The following is a 17,660-nucleotide window of genomic DNA, read 5'->3' on the forward strand; positions in this document are numbered from 1 at the left end:
ATGCGACGGACAATGACAATCTCTACCAATCGAATCCGGCGCGAGGTCCGCGACTCACGGGCCGCTTTCTCCTGCCCAGCGATGGCAGCCGAGCGGGCGTGTGAGGGAATGGACGCCTATGGATGTGCCGTTTCTTTCCTGACCAGTCAGCTTCTCGACAGCTAGTCGCGATAACTTGTCGTTAGCTTCCGAGGCTCGCAATCCAATGGAGAACTGTATGGGTGGTTGGCAGTTCAATCCTTGGCAGTTGAACCCGCCTGCGCCAGGCCTCGTGCAGCAAAATAACGACATGCCGGTAGGGCAACAGGCGGACGACGCGAGCCTGCAGGCGAGCTTTGACCAGCAGCTGAACCAGTTGCGGCGTAGTTCGTCCGGGGGGAGCGGTGGAGGACTCCAGAGCACGGACCTCGGCGCTTCGCAGCCGGTGCCGTCGTTGCCCGATCTGCCGGACAACTTGATTACTGGCGCGCGCCACAGGTCGGAGGCGGCGGCGCACGGATCGGGCCCAGGGCCGAATAGCGGGAGACAGCAACCGGAGTTTGCGGTGAACAAAGAGGTTCGCGTGGGCGCAAAGCGCGACCGCTCCGGGCCCTTTCCCGAGGACAAGGAGCTTGTTTCCACCTTCAAGAAAGCAGCGCTCGAAGTGAACACGCACGAGAGGACTGCCAAGAGATTGGTAGATGATCTGCACCATTTAAGCCGCTGGCTGCGCCAGGAAAATCGGGGCCCAATATTCGACCGGTTTAACCGCGATTCGCCTAGCCATGCTTCTTTTGTCGCTGATGTGCAGGACTATCTGAGGGATGGTGGCCGCATTGCTGTCGTTGCGCAGCTGAACAAGGTTGCGCCCGGGAGCCTCCCGTCGCGAGGCAATCTAGTTGGGGACCTCCATGCCGGAGACGTGACTCTCTTGGATAGGTTCCGGGAGGGTGCCGAGCAGCGCAAAAGCGCCACCAAAGGGGCCATCAATAACATTCTTTCCGGATTCAGGCTGTTTGCTCGGTGGCTCCAAGAAAACAATAAGGGCCCTCTAGCTTCTCAGTTGCAAGGCGGTTCACTGGACAAGGAAATCTCGGAGTATAGGGCCCTGGGGCGGGACCCTCAGAACCGCCTTAGATCGGCTCTGCATGATCTCCGGCGGTACTTGCCTGGGGCTGAAGAAGCCGAAGGACCCGAACCCCGTGGCATTGGGCGCCCCCGTCACCTGGCTCCTCATCCCGAAGACGCGCCCGTCATCGATGGCGCGCTCGGCCAAGCGTTGACAGATCTTAGAGCCCCGACTGCGGAGCAGAGGCAGTTTGCCCAGAAGCGGGCCACACGTCTTCGTGGGCTGAGTGATTGGCTTCAACAAAACGGCAAGGGGAGCATAGCTGGCCGACTTAACGGCTCTAAGCAGGAGCAGTTAAGGCTGGAGAACGATGTGGTAGCGTTCAAACAGGCTGGAAGCAGAGTCGGCTTTTCCGACTTGTCGCATCTTCGGAACTACTTAAAACTAGTCGAGGCGAACGGAGAGCTGGGGCTGCAAGCACGTGAGCAGTCGGCTTTGCTGCTAGACGCTGGGCGGCCCAGGCCGCCGCAGGCGCTTCCCGCGACCCCCGCCGCGAGCGAGGGCGCTGGGGCTTCCTTGAACGAGGCGATGCAAGAACCCGCGTCACCATCAACTGCCAGGGCTCGCTCCGACACCTTCGGCGATCTTCAGTCTTTTGTTGATCTGAATGCGCCCACGCCGGACGCTTTGCGCGATGATGCTCACTTTGCGCCAGCGTCCTCTGCCAGGGCCCGCTCCGACACCTTCGGCGATCTTCAGTCTTTTGTTGATCTGGATGCGCTCACGCCGGACGATTTGCGCGATGATGCTCACTTTGCGCCAGCGTCCTCTGCCAGGGCCCGCTCCGACACCTTCGGCGATCTTCAGTCTTTTGTTGATCTGGATGCGCTCACGCCGGACGATTTGCGCGACGATGCTCACTTTGCGCCAGCGTCCTCTGCCAGGGCCCGCTCCGACACCTTCCGCGGTCTTCAGTCTTTTGTGGATCTGAATGCGCCCGCGCCGGACGATTTGCGCGACGATGCTCACTCGGCGCCAGCCCCCTCTGCCAGGGCTCGCTCCGACACCTTCCGCGGTCTTCAGTCTTTTGTTGATCTGGATGCGCTCACGCCGGACGATTTGCGCGACGATGCTCACTCGGCGCCAGCCCCCTCTGCCAGGGCTCGCTCCGACACCTTCCGCGGTCTTCAGTCTTTTGTTGATCTGGATGCGCTCACGCCGGACGATTTGCGCGACGATGCTCACTCGGCGCCAGCCCCCTCTGCCAGGGCTCGCTCCGACACCTTCGGCGGTCTTCAGTCTTGTGTTGATCTGAATGCGCCCACACCGGACGATTTGCGTGATGATGCTCATTCTGCACCGGTGCGTCCGCGCGGGCAGATGCTCGGCGACACGGAGCGGCAGACCACGATGCAAGGGACAGGGTCCGCCGCCGTCTTGAGGCCGGGAGCGCCCGATGACGTTCAGCGCATCCATCGCGGTCGACTTTCGCCGATGAGTGAAGCTACGCCAGCGACACCGGCAAGAGCTCCGCAACCCGCGTGGCCAGTAACCGCTAGGCTGCCAGACACCTACCGCGGTCTTCCAGTGGTTGATGTGACTACGCCTACGACCAGCTCCTCCGATGCTCAGATCGGGGCGTTGGATCCGACAGCCTCGTCCAATGTCCCCAACGGGTCGGTGCTCGGCGCCATCGAATGGCTGAGCGACGCCCATATCCGGAGAGATTATGATTTCCTGGAGGAGCAGCTGCAGGGGATCAATCCAACGCTCGCCGCCCGGACGCGGCTGGTGGATCCGTCGGTGTCCCATCTACTGCGCCAAATGGAGCTGCAAGACGCGCAAAGCACATTGCAGTCCATCTATAATCATATTGACGCCCCAGCCGACTTCCTGTTCCTGCCAGTGAACAATGGCACTCCTACTAGCCCCGGCACCCATTGGTCGCTCCTGCTCGTTGATCGCCGCAACCCGGAAAGGCGGGTCGCCTATCACTATGACTCCCTCCAGAGAGAGGGATTCAACGACGTGCCTGCAAAACAGCTCGCAGGACTGCTGGACGCCACCTTGGCGCCAGCCCGCATGGCGCGACAGCCGAACAAGCATGATTGCGGCGTCTTTGTGGTGGACGGCACGCGGGCGCTGGTTCAACGGTTGGTGGACGGGGAGCGGCCAGACCACGAGCCGCTGCACCTCGACAACCTCGTCGCCGATCGGCAGGCGCTGCAAAACCGACTGACCCGAGGCATTGATCGGGATTCTGAAAACGCCACGCTGAGGCAGTCGAGTTTTGCCGGAAACCGGGTCTTTGAGAGATGATTGAACGAACCGGCCGCTGGCGCCGCACTTGAGGAGAGGTAGCAACGGTGGCCGCCTGGCCGAAAGGATTGAGGGTTTTCAGAGCCGAGACTTCAGACAGGAGGTTTTCCGACGGCTGAGATAACATGATTTGCGTCGATCTGGGTCCCCTCGCATGGCCACCCTTGATCACCAGCGCCTGCGCATCCGTAGAAAGCAATTTCTCGGCCATACGGCGCAGCTCCAGGAAATTCGGGAAGTAGCAGCCCTTCCGAGCTTGGGGATGCGCAGATCGATAGGCCCGCGTCTCCTAGTCTCTGTCGCGGCAGCCGTTTGCGCTGAGCCGTGCGCAGCGGGTTCTTCTCGCCCTAGCCGGCGCCGGTGGCCGCACCCACCTCCAGCTTCATCAGCCGCTCCGCGGCAAAGCCGATCATCCCGCGCAAGATATCGGCGTGGGGGGCTCCTCCACGAGCGTGCGCAGGTTCATCATGCGGTCGGTCACCGGTGGTTCCTTCGAATCAGGCTGGTGTCAGCAACCCGACCTTACCGGGGAACACCGCCTCGCTCGCTTCAGCGCTGTTGAGGGCGCGCTCGCGAGCGGCTTCGCCACCGCCGACCTGCGCCATTCTGCGGGGAACGACCTTGCATTCCGCTTTGTCTGCAATCTAACAGTTTCGGATGTTAGACACGGCGGTCATGGCGCTATCATGTTGATAAAAAACATTTTTTGCCTTTGGCACGGAACATGCTCGAATAGCTGCAGACGCATTGCAGTTAGCCACTAGATTGGCCCTGAACCTCAGGGCTGCCGCTCAGCATGACCCAAAGGCCGACACGTGGAATTTTATGATTGGTGTCGATCCAGTACGGCGTCTCTGAGCAAGACGGAGACTCACACCAGGTTCTGGCACTGGTTCCCTTTCGAATTGCGGATGGCTCTGGGATGAATAGACTATGTCTGACTGTGCTTATTGTTGCAGGCCTTAGTTCATGTATCGGCAGTATGTTGCTGAAATGGAGCCGGATGTCACTACCTGCCGATGTGGCAATATCTGATAAATTTCTCTCAATTGGTTTTATGTTCGGAGCAATGTTTTACGGAATCAGCATAGTGTTGTATGCAACGGCTCTCGATTCTACGGAGGTGTCAGTCGCTTACCCGGTCATGGCGGGCTCCGGATTTGCAATGCTAACGATTGCGTCATATTTTATTTTTGGAGAACCGTTCCAGCTGTCCAAATGGATTGGCCTCGGCCTTGTCTTGACCGGTATGATTTTTCTGGGGCGAGGGGGCTGAAACGGGCTTGCAGACACCCGCTTTCATATTCGCTTGGCGGCTCAAAGCGTTTCGATCTCCGCAAGCCTTTGCATGGTCTTGATTTAGCCGGCGCGGGCGGACCGTTGGCAAGCGCGCTCCGCGCAGACAGGCAGGTACCATCAGCTTCCGTCGTGTGCCTCTGTCGATCGATGACGCCGGTTGCATTCTACGGACAGACGGTCCTGGCGGCAGGCTGCGCGGAATCAAAAGGCTCGAACGTGAACGCAGTTTTCATCTGCGCAACGCACTGCAGCTGGAGGCGCATCTGATGATTGTGGGCTCCGGTGCGGCCGGTGCCACCAGGAAGCGCGTCAGCGGCAGTCACCTCATAATGACGCGCGGATCTGCCATCAAAATCTAACTGTTAGATCTGCCTTGATGCCGTAATCGCTCACGTCGCCCAAAAAACTGCCCGGTGTAGGACAGGCCGACCTTCGCGTTGGCACCGGTGCCGACGTCGAAGCCTGCCTCGACGACAAGTGCATCCTTGTGATCGGCACGCCTTCGACCATAAACGCCCGGCCGCCGGCGAAGGCGAGGATCTGTTCCGCCGTGACATCGCCGAAGGCATGACCCCATCCGCGGCGTCTTGCGCGGCTTGGGCCTGAAGATTGGCCCGACGACGACACCGAAGACGTTCGAGCAGCGGGTTGGCGAGCGGCCCATCACCACGCTGCAGCAGATTGCAGAGGCTCTTCTTCAAGGTCCGCGCGGCGCTGCTGGGTGACGATCGAGAAGCTTATTGTCGACCTGGCGCGGGGTAATGGGCCGGTGCGCATTCTGATGAGCGTGCCGCGTGACCGAGGCGTGCGTGTGGCGCTCCATGAGGCGGCCAAAGTAAGGCCGGCCATTCACCGGGCGCGTCAGCATCAAACCCAAACCCTACAAGTGGACCAAGTCCGCCGACGAGGTCCTCTCATCAGTCAAACGCTTCTGCCAAAGAACAGAACAGACCTCGTGGCAACCTTTAGATTCACGTGACAAGGCTAGATCACAGGTTGGTCAGCTCGACGAGCTTTCGAAAGGCGTGCTTGGCGAAGTATCGTGCGCCGCTCGGGGTTAGGTGAGCCGCATCATAGAAGAGGGGGTTCTGCTTTTCATCTAGCACAACGCACATATCTTGGTGGGGGCAAACTGACGAAAAGATGTCCAGATAGCGATTGCCAAATTGCTGAGCCAGCATCTTGTTTATGGAGAGAGTTTCCGAAGACTTGTACTGCGCAGCCAAGCTCCCGAGCCCGTCCAACTTCCCATTCATATTAACGAAATCGATGCTGCTCTTGAGAAGGTTCTTTCTACCCAGGACATATACGCGAGACGGGCTGATTGACTCAATTTTGTCGGCGGCAGCACGCATGCGCCTCGCACCGAATCGTTCCCATAGGAACGCGACGATAACCACATCCGCCTGTTTGAGTGCGGGGCTGGAAAGGAACGCCTCGATTCTCTCCTGGCATTTCTGCTCAAGGGAAGGGTCTGATGATGTGTAGATGTTTTCTTGGTTCCAATACTGCGGATTATCGGCGTATGGAGTGTTGCAGCCATAGTTGAACGCATAGGTAACTATGTCGACGTCCCGCTCATGGTTTCCTTCCAACAGGATGTTCGTAAAATCAGCTGACTGGCTGTCCCCTACGATAAGGATATGTTTTCTGCCAGGCTTAAAGGTGTTGCTGCTCAGGCGGATGTGATTCGCCCATACGTATTTCGTGAGAACATCTATATTGTAGCTGTTCACTCTGCGAAGCGTTTTTGGCAATCGCCAGGTCCAGCCTTTTGTAGCCCAGCTTTGCCATGACGGCGCAACAATCAGGGCGGCGGCCAAAGCGGATATCGTCACCAGCCGCTGGCCCTGCAAGGCATGGGAGTATCTTAGCGGACGTTCGATGAAACTATGCAGCAAATAGCCAAGGAGTATCGAAAGAGCGATGGCGGCAACGCCTTGGAACGTGTCGAGGTCGCGTCCGGTTATGTGGAGCCAAAAGACGACAATGGGCCAGTGCACGAGATAGATCGAATAGCTTGCTCGGCCAAGCAATTGCGCCGGTACCGTTTTAAACGGCAAGGCAGCGACGGCTTTGCGCCCGCCGTAGATCATCATCGCGGCGCCTAGAGTTGGGAGCGCCGCATGCCATCCTGGGAACGACGTGCCTGCATCGAACTGAAGAACGGCGTAAAGGACTGCCAAGCCGCCGGTCGTGTACGCAATGTCGGAAGACAGACGCCCTGGCGTCTTGGCCCATACAAGGGCGGCTCCGCAGGCAAACTCAAATATGCGAAACGGTGTCAGGAAGAACGCTGCCGTCAAGTCAAGGCGCATAGCCAAAAGGCATGCCGTGAAACTGATGAGACCCAACACGGCGACGGCCAGAAGGGCCAATCGTCCCTTCCGCATCAAGGCGGAGATTATGGCCGGCCAGATCAAATAGAATTGTTCTTCAACTCCAAGCGACCAAGTGTGCAAGAGTGGCTTGGTCGTTGCGGCAGCATCGAAATAGCCGCTTTGCATCCAGAAATAGACGTTCGACAGCGACAAGATCGCCATAGCGGAAGAGCCGGAAAACCCGCGAAAGTCCTCTGGCCCTTGGATGAATGCTGCGCAAACGAACGTGACAAAGATCGTGGAAAATAGCGCTGGAAAGAGCCGGCGTGCGCGTCGGGCGTAAAAGTCGGAAAAGCTGAATGTTCCGGCGCGCACCTGTTCAACAATCAGCTTTGTAATCAGATAGCCACTGATCACAAAGAAGACGTCGACGCCGACATAGCCACCGGAAAGCGTTGAGAACCCTGCGTGGAATAGGACAACAGTAGAAACCGCAAAGGCGCGAAGCCCATCAATATCGGGCCGGTAGTCGAATCGATTCATTCGTGCGTCTATGCCCGGCCTCGGTTGTGAGATCAAGGCGTTCCGCTAGCGGCCTTTGAGCAGCCTTTTTCCAGAGATTTCCTGAACTTGCCCGCTAGAGCACGTCCGGGGGATCGATTGTGACGTGACGCGAATCGGTTTGGCTGATTCAACGTCCACTTTCATGGAGGTGGACGATGGCGAGAGCACTTGGTGAGGACCTGCGTTCACGTGTCGTGAAGGCTGCGGGTGAAGGAGCATCGGCCCGGCAGGCAGCGGCTCGATTCGGTGTCGGAATATCGAGCGCGATCCGCTGGATCGGCAGAGCCCGGATGGGCGAGACGACACCACGACCGCAGGGACGACGGCGCGGCTCGCGTCTAGAAGCCCATGCCGACCTCGTCATCGGGATGATCGAGGAGCGCAAGGACATCACGCTGAACGAGATGGTGGAGCGGCTCTTGTCCGACAGCGGGCTTGACCTGTGCTCGCAGCCGACATGCTCGCGGCCGGAGAACCTGCCCGAGCTCAAGACGGCCGCCCGGCTCGGCGATGTACTGTCGACATGTGGCTATCGACCTAATCCCCGCGCCCGAGCCGTCTTCATCCGCCTGGTGTTGATTAAGCCACGATGGCCCCCATGCAACCGCTGTCGCAGTCCTCCTCTCCGTTGCGGCCTCCAACGGGGTGCATGGGCTCGGCTCAGCCATCTTCGTTTTTGCCGTCAACCGACGGACCCGTTCAATTGGATCAAGGCTTAACAAAAAGACCCGGCACAATCTGGCGGGATGGGGTGCCGGGTCTTTAAGGTCACATTCGATTGGGCAGGTGCAGTGACGCTTCCCGCCTACGCCCCGCATGATTGACGAGCGGTTAACTGCGGGCATATCCTCAGCTTCTATTCGGCGATAAAGGGGCGGAAGGAGCGGGTGACCCTGCGGCGTGCCTACTCACGCTTGCCCGCATCGAAGAGTGTTTCGACCAGATACTCGCAACAGCCGCGGCGATCACCGATCAGTTCGAGCAGGCGTTCCTTGTCATGGTGCAGCGTCCGTATTTGCAGCCGTTCGATTACGTGAACATACGCGTGTCGCGGCTCTCGGCGAACACCCGGCTGATTAAAGGCAATCTCTCGCCGCTCTCCTTCGAGGGCGTGTCGTGCGGCGCCTATACTGACGCAGTTCTGCATCAATGAACTCAACAAGACGGAGCTGCTGCGCGACGTATTTATCTGGGCGTACGAGCGTTTCGCCGCGCGTTATGCCGCCGTCCGGCAGTCGCTCGGCTAACCTGACCGCTTCAGGTTGCGGCACAGGGCGGCGCTGTGTGAAGTCGTCGGCGCGGTTTGTTCGTCAAGCGGGGCCAACGCGCGGCGCCGTCGTGGTCCGGACCCTGATGGACGGCCATCGGCCCGACGTCTGGTGTTCCGATCGCTATGCCGCGCAACAAGGGCACGCACATGCGCATCAGACCTGCCTGGCGCATCTGGGCCCGCGACGTCGCCTATGCTATGCGGACGAGGCAAGTTAGGACATGCTGCCCTCACGGCTTCTCCACCACAACGTCGTGCGATCTGGCCCGCGACACCCAAAACAAGTGCAGGCGAGCTCGCGATCAACTTTTGACCTTTGCCCAATGGCCAGGAATGGTCGACGCGACGAACAACCGATGCGAAAGGGCACTCAGCCCGCCGTCGTTCAGCGAAGGGTCACCAACGGCTCTCGCGCCAGTGGGCCGCACAGGGCGAAGCCGACATTCGGACGTCGTCGATACCGCGCGTCCCATCCCGGGCGCGAATGTCTTCAAAATCATCCTTCAAACCGTCAGCGGCTGATATCGTGATGAGTGAACCGGCCACCTTGATCTTCCGAGCCTCTCTTCGCGCCCGGCTTTATCGGGACATCGAGGTGTCGAGTTCGAGCACGCTAGCGGATCTGGCCGAGGCCATCGTAGCGGCATTTGGATTCGATATGGACCACGCCTACGGCTTCTATTCAAAGCTGACGGGAAAGCTGTTCGACTCGCCCCGGCGATTCGAACTCTTCGCCGACATGGAGGGGAGCGGCTCTCGCAGCGTGAAGGGCACGCGTGTCACCACAGCCTTCCAGAAGGTGGGCTCGGCAATGACCTTCTTGTATGACTACGGTGACGAGTGGCGCTTCCGCGCTGAAGTTATTGGAACAGGGCAGGCGCTACCCGGTGCCAATTACCCGAGGATCGTCAGCAAGATCGGCAAGGCTCCCCGGCAGTACCCGGATATCGACGACGCGTAACGACGCGCCGTGTCGCATCGAGAGGGCGAGGGGGCTGGGCAATTACCTATGATGCGTCGACTGCTGTCGACCCCAGACGATCCTGCACCGGCATACGCGTCTCAGCTTGGTTGCGATTGGACGACCCAACCGGGCCCGGTTGCGTTGTCCGATGTCGGACATGCGACATAGCAGTGTTAATGCCATCGTATTGTTTATACACGATTTTTCCCTTTGGCACGGGGCGTGCTTGGCTATCCGCAAACGTGTCATGGACTGAGGAGAAAGGCCTTGTCGCAAAATGATCGGCAACGTCTATCCGGCATGGGTGTGCTCTCGTTTCAGGGAGCTTGCCAATCGAAAAAGTGCCTTCAAGACCTGCCGACTACCTCAGCCGGAATACTGCGATGATCACCAGGGCCTGGGCTGCGGCGATACCTGCGATTCACGGTATCTTCTCTCGTGCGACCTGCTCGGCCCGAACGGGGCATTGTCCCGGCACTCCAAGAAATACGCGGAGTTCACCGCTCTCGAGGCCGAATTGGAGAAAGCGCACAGCCCCGTTTCGGGCGTTTTCCGAGGACGTCGCCAAGGGTGCCTATCCGGGCGCCAATCACTAGGCGGGATATGGATGATGCCGTTGGAGTGCTTCCTCACCCGTAAATATTTCGAGGTGACCTACGGCGACGGCCTCATCCCCTTCGACACGTGGTTTGGCACCTCCCACGACGGAAGGGCTGAGAGCGAAACCGGATGCAGGCCCGCTACGAGAAGAAGAAAACCCGCATGTATGCCAAGACGAAAGCAAAAGCGCGGACCTGGCCCCCTGCCCACAAAGCAGGGCAATCTAAATTCCCGAAAAAGGGAAGTTCCGTGCACGGCGCAGGGAGATCATTATTGAAAATCCTATTCAGTACGATGGCTGTCCCCTTGCTGGCAGCCACCGCTTTTGCTGCGGATTCGATCCCCGCAGACCTCAGAGAAACGGCATTGGCCACTTTCAAGGCTTTGCCCTCCACCACGCCGGCAGTCGCTAACAACCCGATCACACCGGAGAAGATCGCCCTCGGCAAGGCACTGTTCTTCGATCCACGCGTCTCGGCGTCAGGCGTCGTCTCGTGCAACTCGTGCCACAACTTGGCCACCGGGGGCGACGACAATCTTGAAACCTCGATAGGCCATGGTTGGCAGAAGGGACCGCGCAACGCGCCGACGGTACTGAACGCCATCTTCAACATCACGCAGTTCTGGGATGGTCGCGCCGAAGACCTGAAGGCTCAGGCCAAGGGACCGGTCCAAGCGGGTGTCGAAATGGCCAACACACCGGGTCAACTCGTCGCCACGCTCAAGTCGATGCCGCAATATGTCGGCTGGTTCAATGCAGCTTTCCCGGGTGAAGCCGATCGCGTCACCTTCGACAACTTCGCCAAGGCAATTGAAGCCTTTGAGGCGACACTGGTCACGCCGGCCCCCTTCGATGCCTTCCTCAATGGCGATGACGCCGCCATGACCTCCGAACAGAAGCAGGGCCTGACGCTTTTCATGGACAAAGGCTGCTCGTCCTGCCATGGCGGAACCAACGTTGGTGGGGAAGGCTATCACCCATTCGGCGTTGTCAAGAAGCCCAACGCCGACATCCTGCCGGAAAAAGACAAGGGCCGCTTTGCCGTCACCCATGCAGCCGAGGATTCCTATGTTTTCCGCGCCGCGCCGCTGCGCAACGTCGCACTCACCGCGCCTTACTTTCATTCGGGCAAGGTTCGGAATCTGAAACAGGCCGTCGCCATCATGGGGACCACCCAGCTCGGCGAAGAATTGAAGGAAGAAGAAGTGGACCTGCTCGTTGCCTTCCTTAACTCGCTGACCGGAAAGCTGCCGGAAGTCGCCTATCCGGTCTTACCCGCCGAAACGGCGACAACGCCTCGACCTGTGTCGCAGATATTAGGAAAATAGATGGCCGGAGCTGGTTACGGAAGGTCGCGATCAAGAATGATTGCGACGATGCCGACAAGATCTTCCCGCAGGCAGGCCTAGGCATTTCCAATGGCGGTGGCAGGTGCGTCGAGCTCGGGGGATCGAGGCTTCTGTCTCCCATTTACCTGGAGCAATTCGTCACCGCGCACACGCGTAGGCCCTTTTCGCCGAGGCTATTTCCCGCTCCGCGGTGACTTCGCGCCTTCTGCGGGAGTTTCAGGTTCAAGATCCCGCATCAGCACCGCAGAACTTCCTTTTTTCCTAGATCGGGCGCAACGAAATACATTTCGCTGCACGTGTCGCGAAAACAGAACGGACCACGCACGGCTCCCCATCCAGAGGTGGCTTAAAACGGTTCGTGTCGATCTTCTCAGCCTCGCCAAGTCACTTTGTTCGGACTGATTGCCGGTGAGCTGGTTGCTATGGAGGCTTCCGATCTCAAGCTGCGCTCCAGATGGCATATGCACCTGGATGGATGTCTGCTTTTCCGCGGATTGCGTCAACGCTGCGTGCCGCCTCGGTGATTTTCCTCTCCGGCCATCTGGACAACGACCCGCTGGCTCCGGATTCGGAGGTAAGATTCATGTTTCACCACAAGCGGCACTCTACTGGGAGGCCCCGACTACATCCCCTGTCGAGCAGCCTGTGTCGACCGGTGCTCCGCCTCAGCAAGCGGATGGCGTGGGTGGCCGCTAAGCCCTGCGGTCAACAAGGACTTACAGAACGCAGGGGTGAGCTTGCCGCGGTGGATTACGACGTTCTCATGACCGATCGCAGCCCGGGCGTCCTGCCACTGCCGATTGTGGCCGCGCTGTTCATTGGATTTGACGTGGCAAGCGGCGAAGGCGGCGTCATCCAGCGTTGCCAACTGGCCCGCATGTACCGGCCGCTTCGTATGGATGTGCACCCACATCGGATTCGGCATTGCCCCATTGCGCAGCGCCTTGGGTTGCAGCCTGATCTCGAACAGCGCCCCTGGCTCCCCCTTCAACGCGCGCGGTCGATCCGCAGGCGTCAACTCCTTGGCCTCCCGCAAGTGTTCCAGGTACTTCTGCGACGGAAATGCGTAGGTCTTCATGCAATCGATCGCAACAGTGACCTTTCCCTCATTCAAAGCCTTGGCCAGCCCCCGCGCCTCGGACAACATCACCGTGAGCCGGACTGATTTGTCGTGCACTTCGCGCACCTGCGCAGGCGTGAGCAGGCCGCGTCGACGAGGCTCCTCCAACGCGTCTAGACAGGCCTGCATCTCGGCGGCCTGGGCCTGCAGGCGATCGACCACAGTGCCCACTACGTGATCGGCGTCCTCGGGTTTCATCTGGCGCGCTTGCGAGACGGTCCTTTGCTGACCAGCCAGATCGAACCGCAAAAGTTCGTCCAACCGCTTGAGCAGTGGCGTCAACGCCTGCATCGACGGCGGTGCCTGCCAGATTGCCAAGTGTGCCGCCGCCGCTGAAGCACTCGCATGCGCCTCATTCGCGCTCACGAGCTTCTTCGTACCCAGATCCGAGCGCACGAGAACCTTGGCTGCGGGTGCCGTGTCGCCGTCGTTCGCAGCGACTTGCGGCGCGGGCCGCCCGGCGGCCGAAGTCCCGGCGCCAGCGGCCGGCTTGCTCTTGCCTTTCCCTTTCCTGCGCGCTGCGGTGCCTTCGGCCATTGCAGCCTTGCCGGCAGTGTTGGCCGTTATCGCAGCGCCCGCGTCGGCCGGCGTTGCAATGATTGCGGGCGTCTTCGGCTGCAGCGCCAGGAGGCGCATGACATCGTGCGCAGTGATCCACGCGTCGTCCACGGTCTGGCCCAACAGTTCCAGTGGGAGGCCGGCACCTGTTCGGTCATCGCCTAGCTTGGCAACCATGTCATGCAACGCCAATCCAAATTCCGAAAGCCGCTCCATGACTCCTTCCAGAACGGCGCAGTGCTCCGTGTCGAGTGGGCGCCCTTCGCGGCGAAGAACAGCGTCATACGTCGAGATAAATGCCGGAAAAACGTCGCCGATGAAGGTTCCCAGCAGACGCACCCGCCCGTTCTCACCGATGAGGGTCTCTCTCACGGCTGCTTCGAACGTGCTCGCCAGCGGCTCAATCTCGACCTCCGCGAGAGCGACACGCGATTGCAGCTGCATGACCTTCGTGTACAGTGCCCAGCCGGTGTGCAGCCGCAGCGCGGCCTCGTCGCGCCGCCGCATCTCTGCCGTTGTACTTGGTATGTTGACAGTGGCGGCGCAGGCCGACCGCGTCCATTCGCAGCGCCGAGCTTTTTTTTCCCACCACTCCATGCAGGCGACATGGTGCTTCGCCACACTGGACACCACCCGTCTCATCTGGTCGGGGGGCGTGTTGGATCGGGGAATGCGGTGGAGCACGATGGCCGCGCGCATCCTGCCCTTTTCCAAGGCGTCGATAGTGTCGGCGGCCAATTGGTTGCATTGGTCCGCCGCATCGAGCACGACGTCGCGGTATTGACGCGCCTCATCGTCGGACAGAATGCTCCGCGCCACAGCCGGCGGCAGACTCGCGTAGTGGTCCAGAACTGTTAAGCCTGCCTTGACGAACCGATCGGCCAGCTCTTGCCCCTCCTCCGGGGTCCGGGCTTGCGCGGCCGCATCACGGCAAGCGTCAAGTTCCTCAAGCAGGCCGTGCATTCGTCGCTTGGCTGCGTTGTTTTCTTCGCCTGTCGAGGAAATGGGGACTGCCACACCCGAGGTTGGCGGCTGGCTGGCGACCGGCGCCGCGTCTCCACCTTCCGACACTGAGGGAGAACCGCGCCTCCGCGCAGTGACTGCACGTGGCGCAGCGGCTGCACGTGGTGCAGCGCCCAGGTTTCGGTCTGCGCCAACGGAGGGACTGGAAGACCTGTCGCCAAGGGCATCATCGGCACCGCGCGCAATGTGAGCTGAGGACGCCCCTCTTTCTAGAGCCACAGAACGCATCCGCTCCACGACGGAATCGAACGATTGACTGCCTTCCCCAGGGGCTAGACTTGATTGCGAGTGCGAACTGTTCGGTCCCCACATGCTGTCGGCCCCACCATTCCCAGTACGCGATCTCCCAGATCGGCCAATGCCCGTCATATTCCATCTCCGATATAGGCGAGAATGCGCCGCCTATAGTGGGGGCGGCAGATGTCGCTCAGCCGTGGTATCAGGGCTTTAGCGTATAAGTGCAGTCGCCCAGATGGCGTATGGCGTCTGAGGACCCGCGGCATGTTTTCGTCAACCGTTCACGGTAGGCCCGGACCCACGACGGCGTGGCCAATCCTGGCCAAAGTACACGTCAGCAGCAGCCCAAGATCGGCCGAGACACTCGCACGCGATCGCATCACGCCGCACTCGCCGTCATCGGTTTTTGCAGAGACAAAGGGGAGATTTTATTTGCAAGCTGCCATTCACCGGCACTGTTTTTCGTCCACTTACGCCGAAGATGAGCTGCGTGTGGAACCTCCTCCGGCAAAATGCATCTGGGCAAACATGTTCGCGAACCTTTGGCTTCCTGCATCCGTTTGCCCGGCGGCTCCCGACTGATTCGTTTCGTCAGCCTCGCCATTGCGCGTATAGTGGACATGGGACGAGCCACCAATTCGACCATACATGATGATTCGCACTCCTGCGGTTTCCATGGGTTCAGGCGGGTGAGGCGCGGCAGGCCTAGATAGACCGCTTGGCTGACGAATAGCTGACGAAGGCGTTCTCCCGGACGCGCAAAGAAAATCCGGCCTGGCTCAAGCGTTAACAATTAATAAAATCAGGCTGCGGCCTCCACCGACCGGCGACGGCCGCAGGTCAGGCGGCCGCCTGGGCCTGCGGTCGGGCGCTGTCACGTCATCTGTGGAGCGTTTGAGCAAGCTGGGACGAAGAGATTACGGAAGATTGAGAAGATCGAGACGAAGCGCTGCAGGCTTCCCGGCGAACGAAAGCTTGCATCGTCCACTCCCTTTTTCGCAGCGGCACGTGGGAATTCTCGGCCCTGTTGTTGAGGCCCCTGTGCGCGCGGTGCTCGACATCCGGCATGACCTGCCGTTTCGCCGCTCCATAGGCGCGTAGCTTGTCGGTGATGATGCGCTTTGTGCCGGACCATGTTTCTTCAGCAGCCTGGTGAAGGCGCCTGGCGTCCTTGGTCTTGCGGCGGCTCCGGACGATCTCTTCGAGAACATATCGGTCCTGATCGCAGCCCGCCAACCAATGTCCCTTGCCGCGATGGTGATGACGACTTCGTCCAGGTGCCAACATCATCGGGGCTGGGCCGCTTCCTGCGCAGTCGTCGAACGTGCGTGGGCCGAACTTCTTTCCCCACCGGGGGATCGTTTCATAGGAGACTACGATCCCACGCTCCAGAAGCATTTCCTCGGCCAGGCGCAGGCCCAAAGGGAATAGGTAATAAAGCCACACCGCATGGGCGATGATCTCGGCGCGAAAGCGGTGGCGTTAATAGCTGATGTGCATCAACCGGCGTCTACCCAGAGCCTCCTCACAAGAAGTACCGTGGCAACGCCTTTGTTTCAGCGCGAGAGCAGTGCGCTCTTTTGATGCGGTCGGCTGCCGATTCCCGAATAGGCGACCCGGGTCGGCCAATACCGGTCATGATCTACCGCCGACGCAGACGAGGTGCGGTATCCTTAGTGTTGTCGGTCATCATAGACGCTGGGCCGTCGAGCGCTCCCTGGCCTAGTATGATGAACCGCAACCGCCGCCTCTCCTCGCGGCCACCGTCGATTCCGGCGTGGCCCTCTGCCTGATGTCCACGATCCCCATCAACGGAGCGTGAGCTTCCGAGCAGCTGACGAGTTTTGGAAGGATGGCAATGATTCATTGGAACCGTGTTTTTCTCCCCGAAGCTTCGTCGGTGCCTTCGCGCAGCTTAGACGACGCCCATCTTTCAAGGTCACGACAGTTGATCCGGCCTGCAGTAGAAGCGCACCGCCTTCACCACACCTCGCGGCGAAAATGACGCCAGGAAAGAATCTGCCTCAACAAGGGAGGTCAGATCGCCGCAACCGTGATTTTGCGACAGCGCCGTTTATTTACTGAGACTCGTCAGCTTGTCGAAAGCTGGCGGCTATAGCTTGAGGATGTGGATGCCTGCACGGCGTCACCGCCCGATGACAAAAATGAAGATAAACGCCGGAGAACCTGATGGTCGCAGCAATTGGAAGTGGAGTTGGCGGCGTCGGCGTTTCCTTGGCCCGTTCGGGGGGGCATGGACATTCGAGTGGACAACCCTCGCACGCATCCGGCAGACCTTCTGATCACAACAAGCCGGCTGATCAGAGCAAGCCGGCTGATCAGAGGAGGCCGGCTGATCAGAACGGGCCGGTTAGCAGGCGGGATCGGGCGGATATTCCGACCAATTCTGGCGATGGCTCGCAAGTCGTGTCTGAAGAAGAATACTTCCAACTGGTTCTCACTGCCGTTGCGTGCACCATTATGAGCGAAGTCATGGCTGAAACCGAGGACGCTATGGCAGAAACTGAAGAGGATGCCTGACGCTGGATGGTCCTCGTCAGGAGGTAGCGTGCCGTTGATGGCGGCACAAGTCGAACAGAAAGGGAAACAATATGCCTAATCTCATCGGTGGAGTTGGTACCGCTGCTAGTGTGGCTGGTACTGCTGCTTCGGTTGCGGGAACCGCAGCCGCCAGAGGCGCCGGGGCTGGTGCGTTCCAGTCGCAGATCGCGGATCTAGCGGCGGTTAGCGCGGAGGCCACGGCTAGGAGTATGCAGCTGCGCACCGTTACGATGCAGCTCCAGACAATCAAGAAGGCGGCCGACGAACGCGTCCAGTAATGTCGGAAGCGGGGCTCAGGTAGCCTCGATCGCGTCCCTTGGCGGCGCGATGTGGAGCCGAAATGAGCCGCACGGCAATTGCCGTGCGGCTTCTCTCCTTTGTCGGAAGATCATCCTTGAATGACGCTGTTTCCCTACCTTTCGAAG

9 protein-coding genes and 4 pseudogenes are annotated in these 17,660 nt (G+C 59.8%); 8 read left to right on the plus strand and 5 right to left on the minus strand.

The window, feature by feature from the left end:
• Positions 1–217: 217 nt before the first annotated feature.
• A complete protein-coding gene (locus MAXJ12_RS22965; protein ID WP_008838417.1) occupies positions 218–3,367 on the plus strand; it encodes a Ulp1 family isopeptidase in 3,150 nt (1,049 codons plus the stop codon).
• Positions 3,368–3,527: 160 nt separating this feature from the next.
• On the opposite strand, the pseudogene MAXJ12_RS39060 reads toward MAXJ12_RS22965, so the two are convergent.
• Positions 3,528–3,848, minus strand: a pseudogene (locus MAXJ12_RS39060) (transposase); the annotation flags it as partial.
• Positions 3,849–4,199: 351 nt separating this feature from the next.
• Here MAXJ12_RS39060 and MAXJ12_RS22970 point away from each other — a divergent pair.
• Positions 4,200–4,643, plus strand: a complete 444-nt coding sequence (locus MAXJ12_RS22970; RefSeq protein WP_244421567.1) for a DMT family transporter — start codon at positions 4,200–4,202, stop codon at positions 4,641–4,643.
• A gap of 1,012 nt (positions 4,644–5,655) precedes the next feature.
• On the opposite strand, the gene MAXJ12_RS34580 is transcribed toward MAXJ12_RS22970, so the two are convergent.
• The gene (locus tag MAXJ12_RS34580) at positions 5,656–7,530 is read right to left on the minus strand and encodes an acyltransferase family protein (RefSeq protein WP_008838420.1); all 1,875 of its coding nucleotides are present in this window, start codon (positions 7,528–7,530) and stop codon (positions 5,656–5,658) included.
• A gap of 176 nt (positions 7,531–7,706) precedes the next feature.
• Between MAXJ12_RS34580 and MAXJ12_RS39065 the strand changes: the two are divergent.
• A pseudogene (locus tag MAXJ12_RS39065) lies at positions 7,707–7,970 on the plus strand (IS630 transposase-related protein); the annotation flags it as partial.
• A gap of 485 nt (positions 7,971–8,455) precedes the next feature.
• Here the strand turns inward: MAXJ12_RS39065 and MAXJ12_RS36980 are convergent.
• Entirely contained in the window at positions 8,456–8,698 is a 243-nt protein-coding gene (locus tag MAXJ12_RS36980; RefSeq protein WP_139043997.1) for a hypothetical protein, read from the minus strand.
• A 164-nt stretch (positions 8,699–8,862) separates the two neighbouring features.
• Here MAXJ12_RS36980 and MAXJ12_RS40115 point away from each other — a divergent pair.
• The 4 genes and pseudogenes from MAXJ12_RS40115 to MAXJ12_RS22995 form a co-directional block, all read left to right on the plus strand.
• Positions 8,863–9,016 (plus strand): annotated as a pseudogene (locus MAXJ12_RS40115) (IS66 family transposase); the annotation flags it as partial.
• A gap of 57 nt (positions 9,017–9,073) precedes the next feature.
• Positions 9,074–9,343, plus strand: a pseudogene (locus tag MAXJ12_RS40120) (IS66 family transposase); the annotation flags it as partial.
• Positions 9,344–9,350: 7 nt separating this feature from the next.
• Positions 9,351–9,782, plus strand: coding sequence for an IS1096 element passenger TnpR family protein (locus MAXJ12_RS22990; protein WP_008838423.1), 432 nt, complete (start codon positions 9,351–9,353; stop codon positions 9,780–9,782).
• A gap of 897 nt (positions 9,783–10,679) precedes the next feature.
• Positions 10,680–11,714: a cytochrome-c peroxidase gene (locus tag MAXJ12_RS22995; RefSeq protein ID WP_008838424.1), complete on the plus strand. Its 1,035-nt coding sequence runs from the start codon at positions 10,680–10,682 to the stop codon at positions 11,712–11,714.
• Between the two features lie 643 nt (positions 11,715–12,357).
• On the opposite strand, the gene MAXJ12_RS23000 is transcribed toward MAXJ12_RS22995, so the two are convergent.
• Both MAXJ12_RS23000 and MAXJ12_RS23005 read right to left on the minus strand, forming a co-directional pair.
• Positions 12,358–14,376, minus strand: coding sequence for a hypothetical protein (locus MAXJ12_RS23000; RefSeq protein WP_008838425.1), 2,019 nt, complete (start codon positions 14,374–14,376; stop codon positions 12,358–12,360).
• Between the two features lie 1,176 nt (positions 14,377–15,552).
• A complete protein-coding gene (locus MAXJ12_RS23005; RefSeq protein WP_008838426.1) occupies positions 15,553–16,119 on the minus strand; it encodes a DDE-type integrase/transposase/recombinase in 567 nt (188 codons plus the stop codon).
• 744 nt (positions 16,120–16,863) lie between these two features.
• Here MAXJ12_RS23005 and MAXJ12_RS35565 point away from each other — a divergent pair.
• Positions 16,864–17,214, plus strand: a complete 351-nt coding sequence (locus tag MAXJ12_RS35565) for a nodulation protein NopC (RefSeq protein ID WP_085984034.1) — start codon at positions 16,864–16,866, stop codon at positions 17,212–17,214.
• The last annotated feature ends 446 nt before the right edge of the window (positions 17,215–17,660 follow it).

Source organism: Mesorhizobium alhagi CCNWXJ12-2, assembly GCF_000236565.1.
Taxonomy (GTDB): domain Bacteria; phylum Pseudomonadota; class Alphaproteobacteria; order Rhizobiales; family Rhizobiaceae; genus Allomesorhizobium; species Allomesorhizobium alhagi.

Coding starts and splice junctions, on each gene's coding strand:
- MAXJ12_RS22995 (WP_008838424.1), top strand. CDS start 10,680: ATGGCTGTCCCCTTGCTGGCAGCCACCGCTTTTGCTGCGGATTCGATC.
- MAXJ12_RS22990 (WP_008838423.1), top strand. CDS start 9,351: ATGAGTGAACCGGCCACCTTGATCTTCCGAGCCTCTCTTCGCGCCCGG.
- MAXJ12_RS34580 (WP_008838420.1), bottom strand. CDS start 7,530: ATGAATCGATTCGACTACCGGCCCGATATTGATGGGCTTCGCGCCTTT.
- MAXJ12_RS36980 (WP_139043997.1), bottom strand. CDS start 8,698: ATGCAGAACTGCGTCAGTATAGGCGCCGCACGACACGCCCTCGAAGGA.
- MAXJ12_RS35565 (WP_085984034.1), top strand. CDS start 16,864: ATGGTCGCAGCAATTGGAAGTGGAGTTGGCGGCGTCGGCGTTTCCTTG.
- MAXJ12_RS23000 (WP_008838425.1), bottom strand. CDS start 14,376: ATGCACGGCCTGCTTGAGGAACTTGACGCTTGCCGTGATGCGGCCGCG.
- MAXJ12_RS22965 (WP_008838417.1), top strand. CDS start 218: ATGGGTGGTTGGCAGTTCAATCCTTGGCAGTTGAACCCGCCTGCGCCA.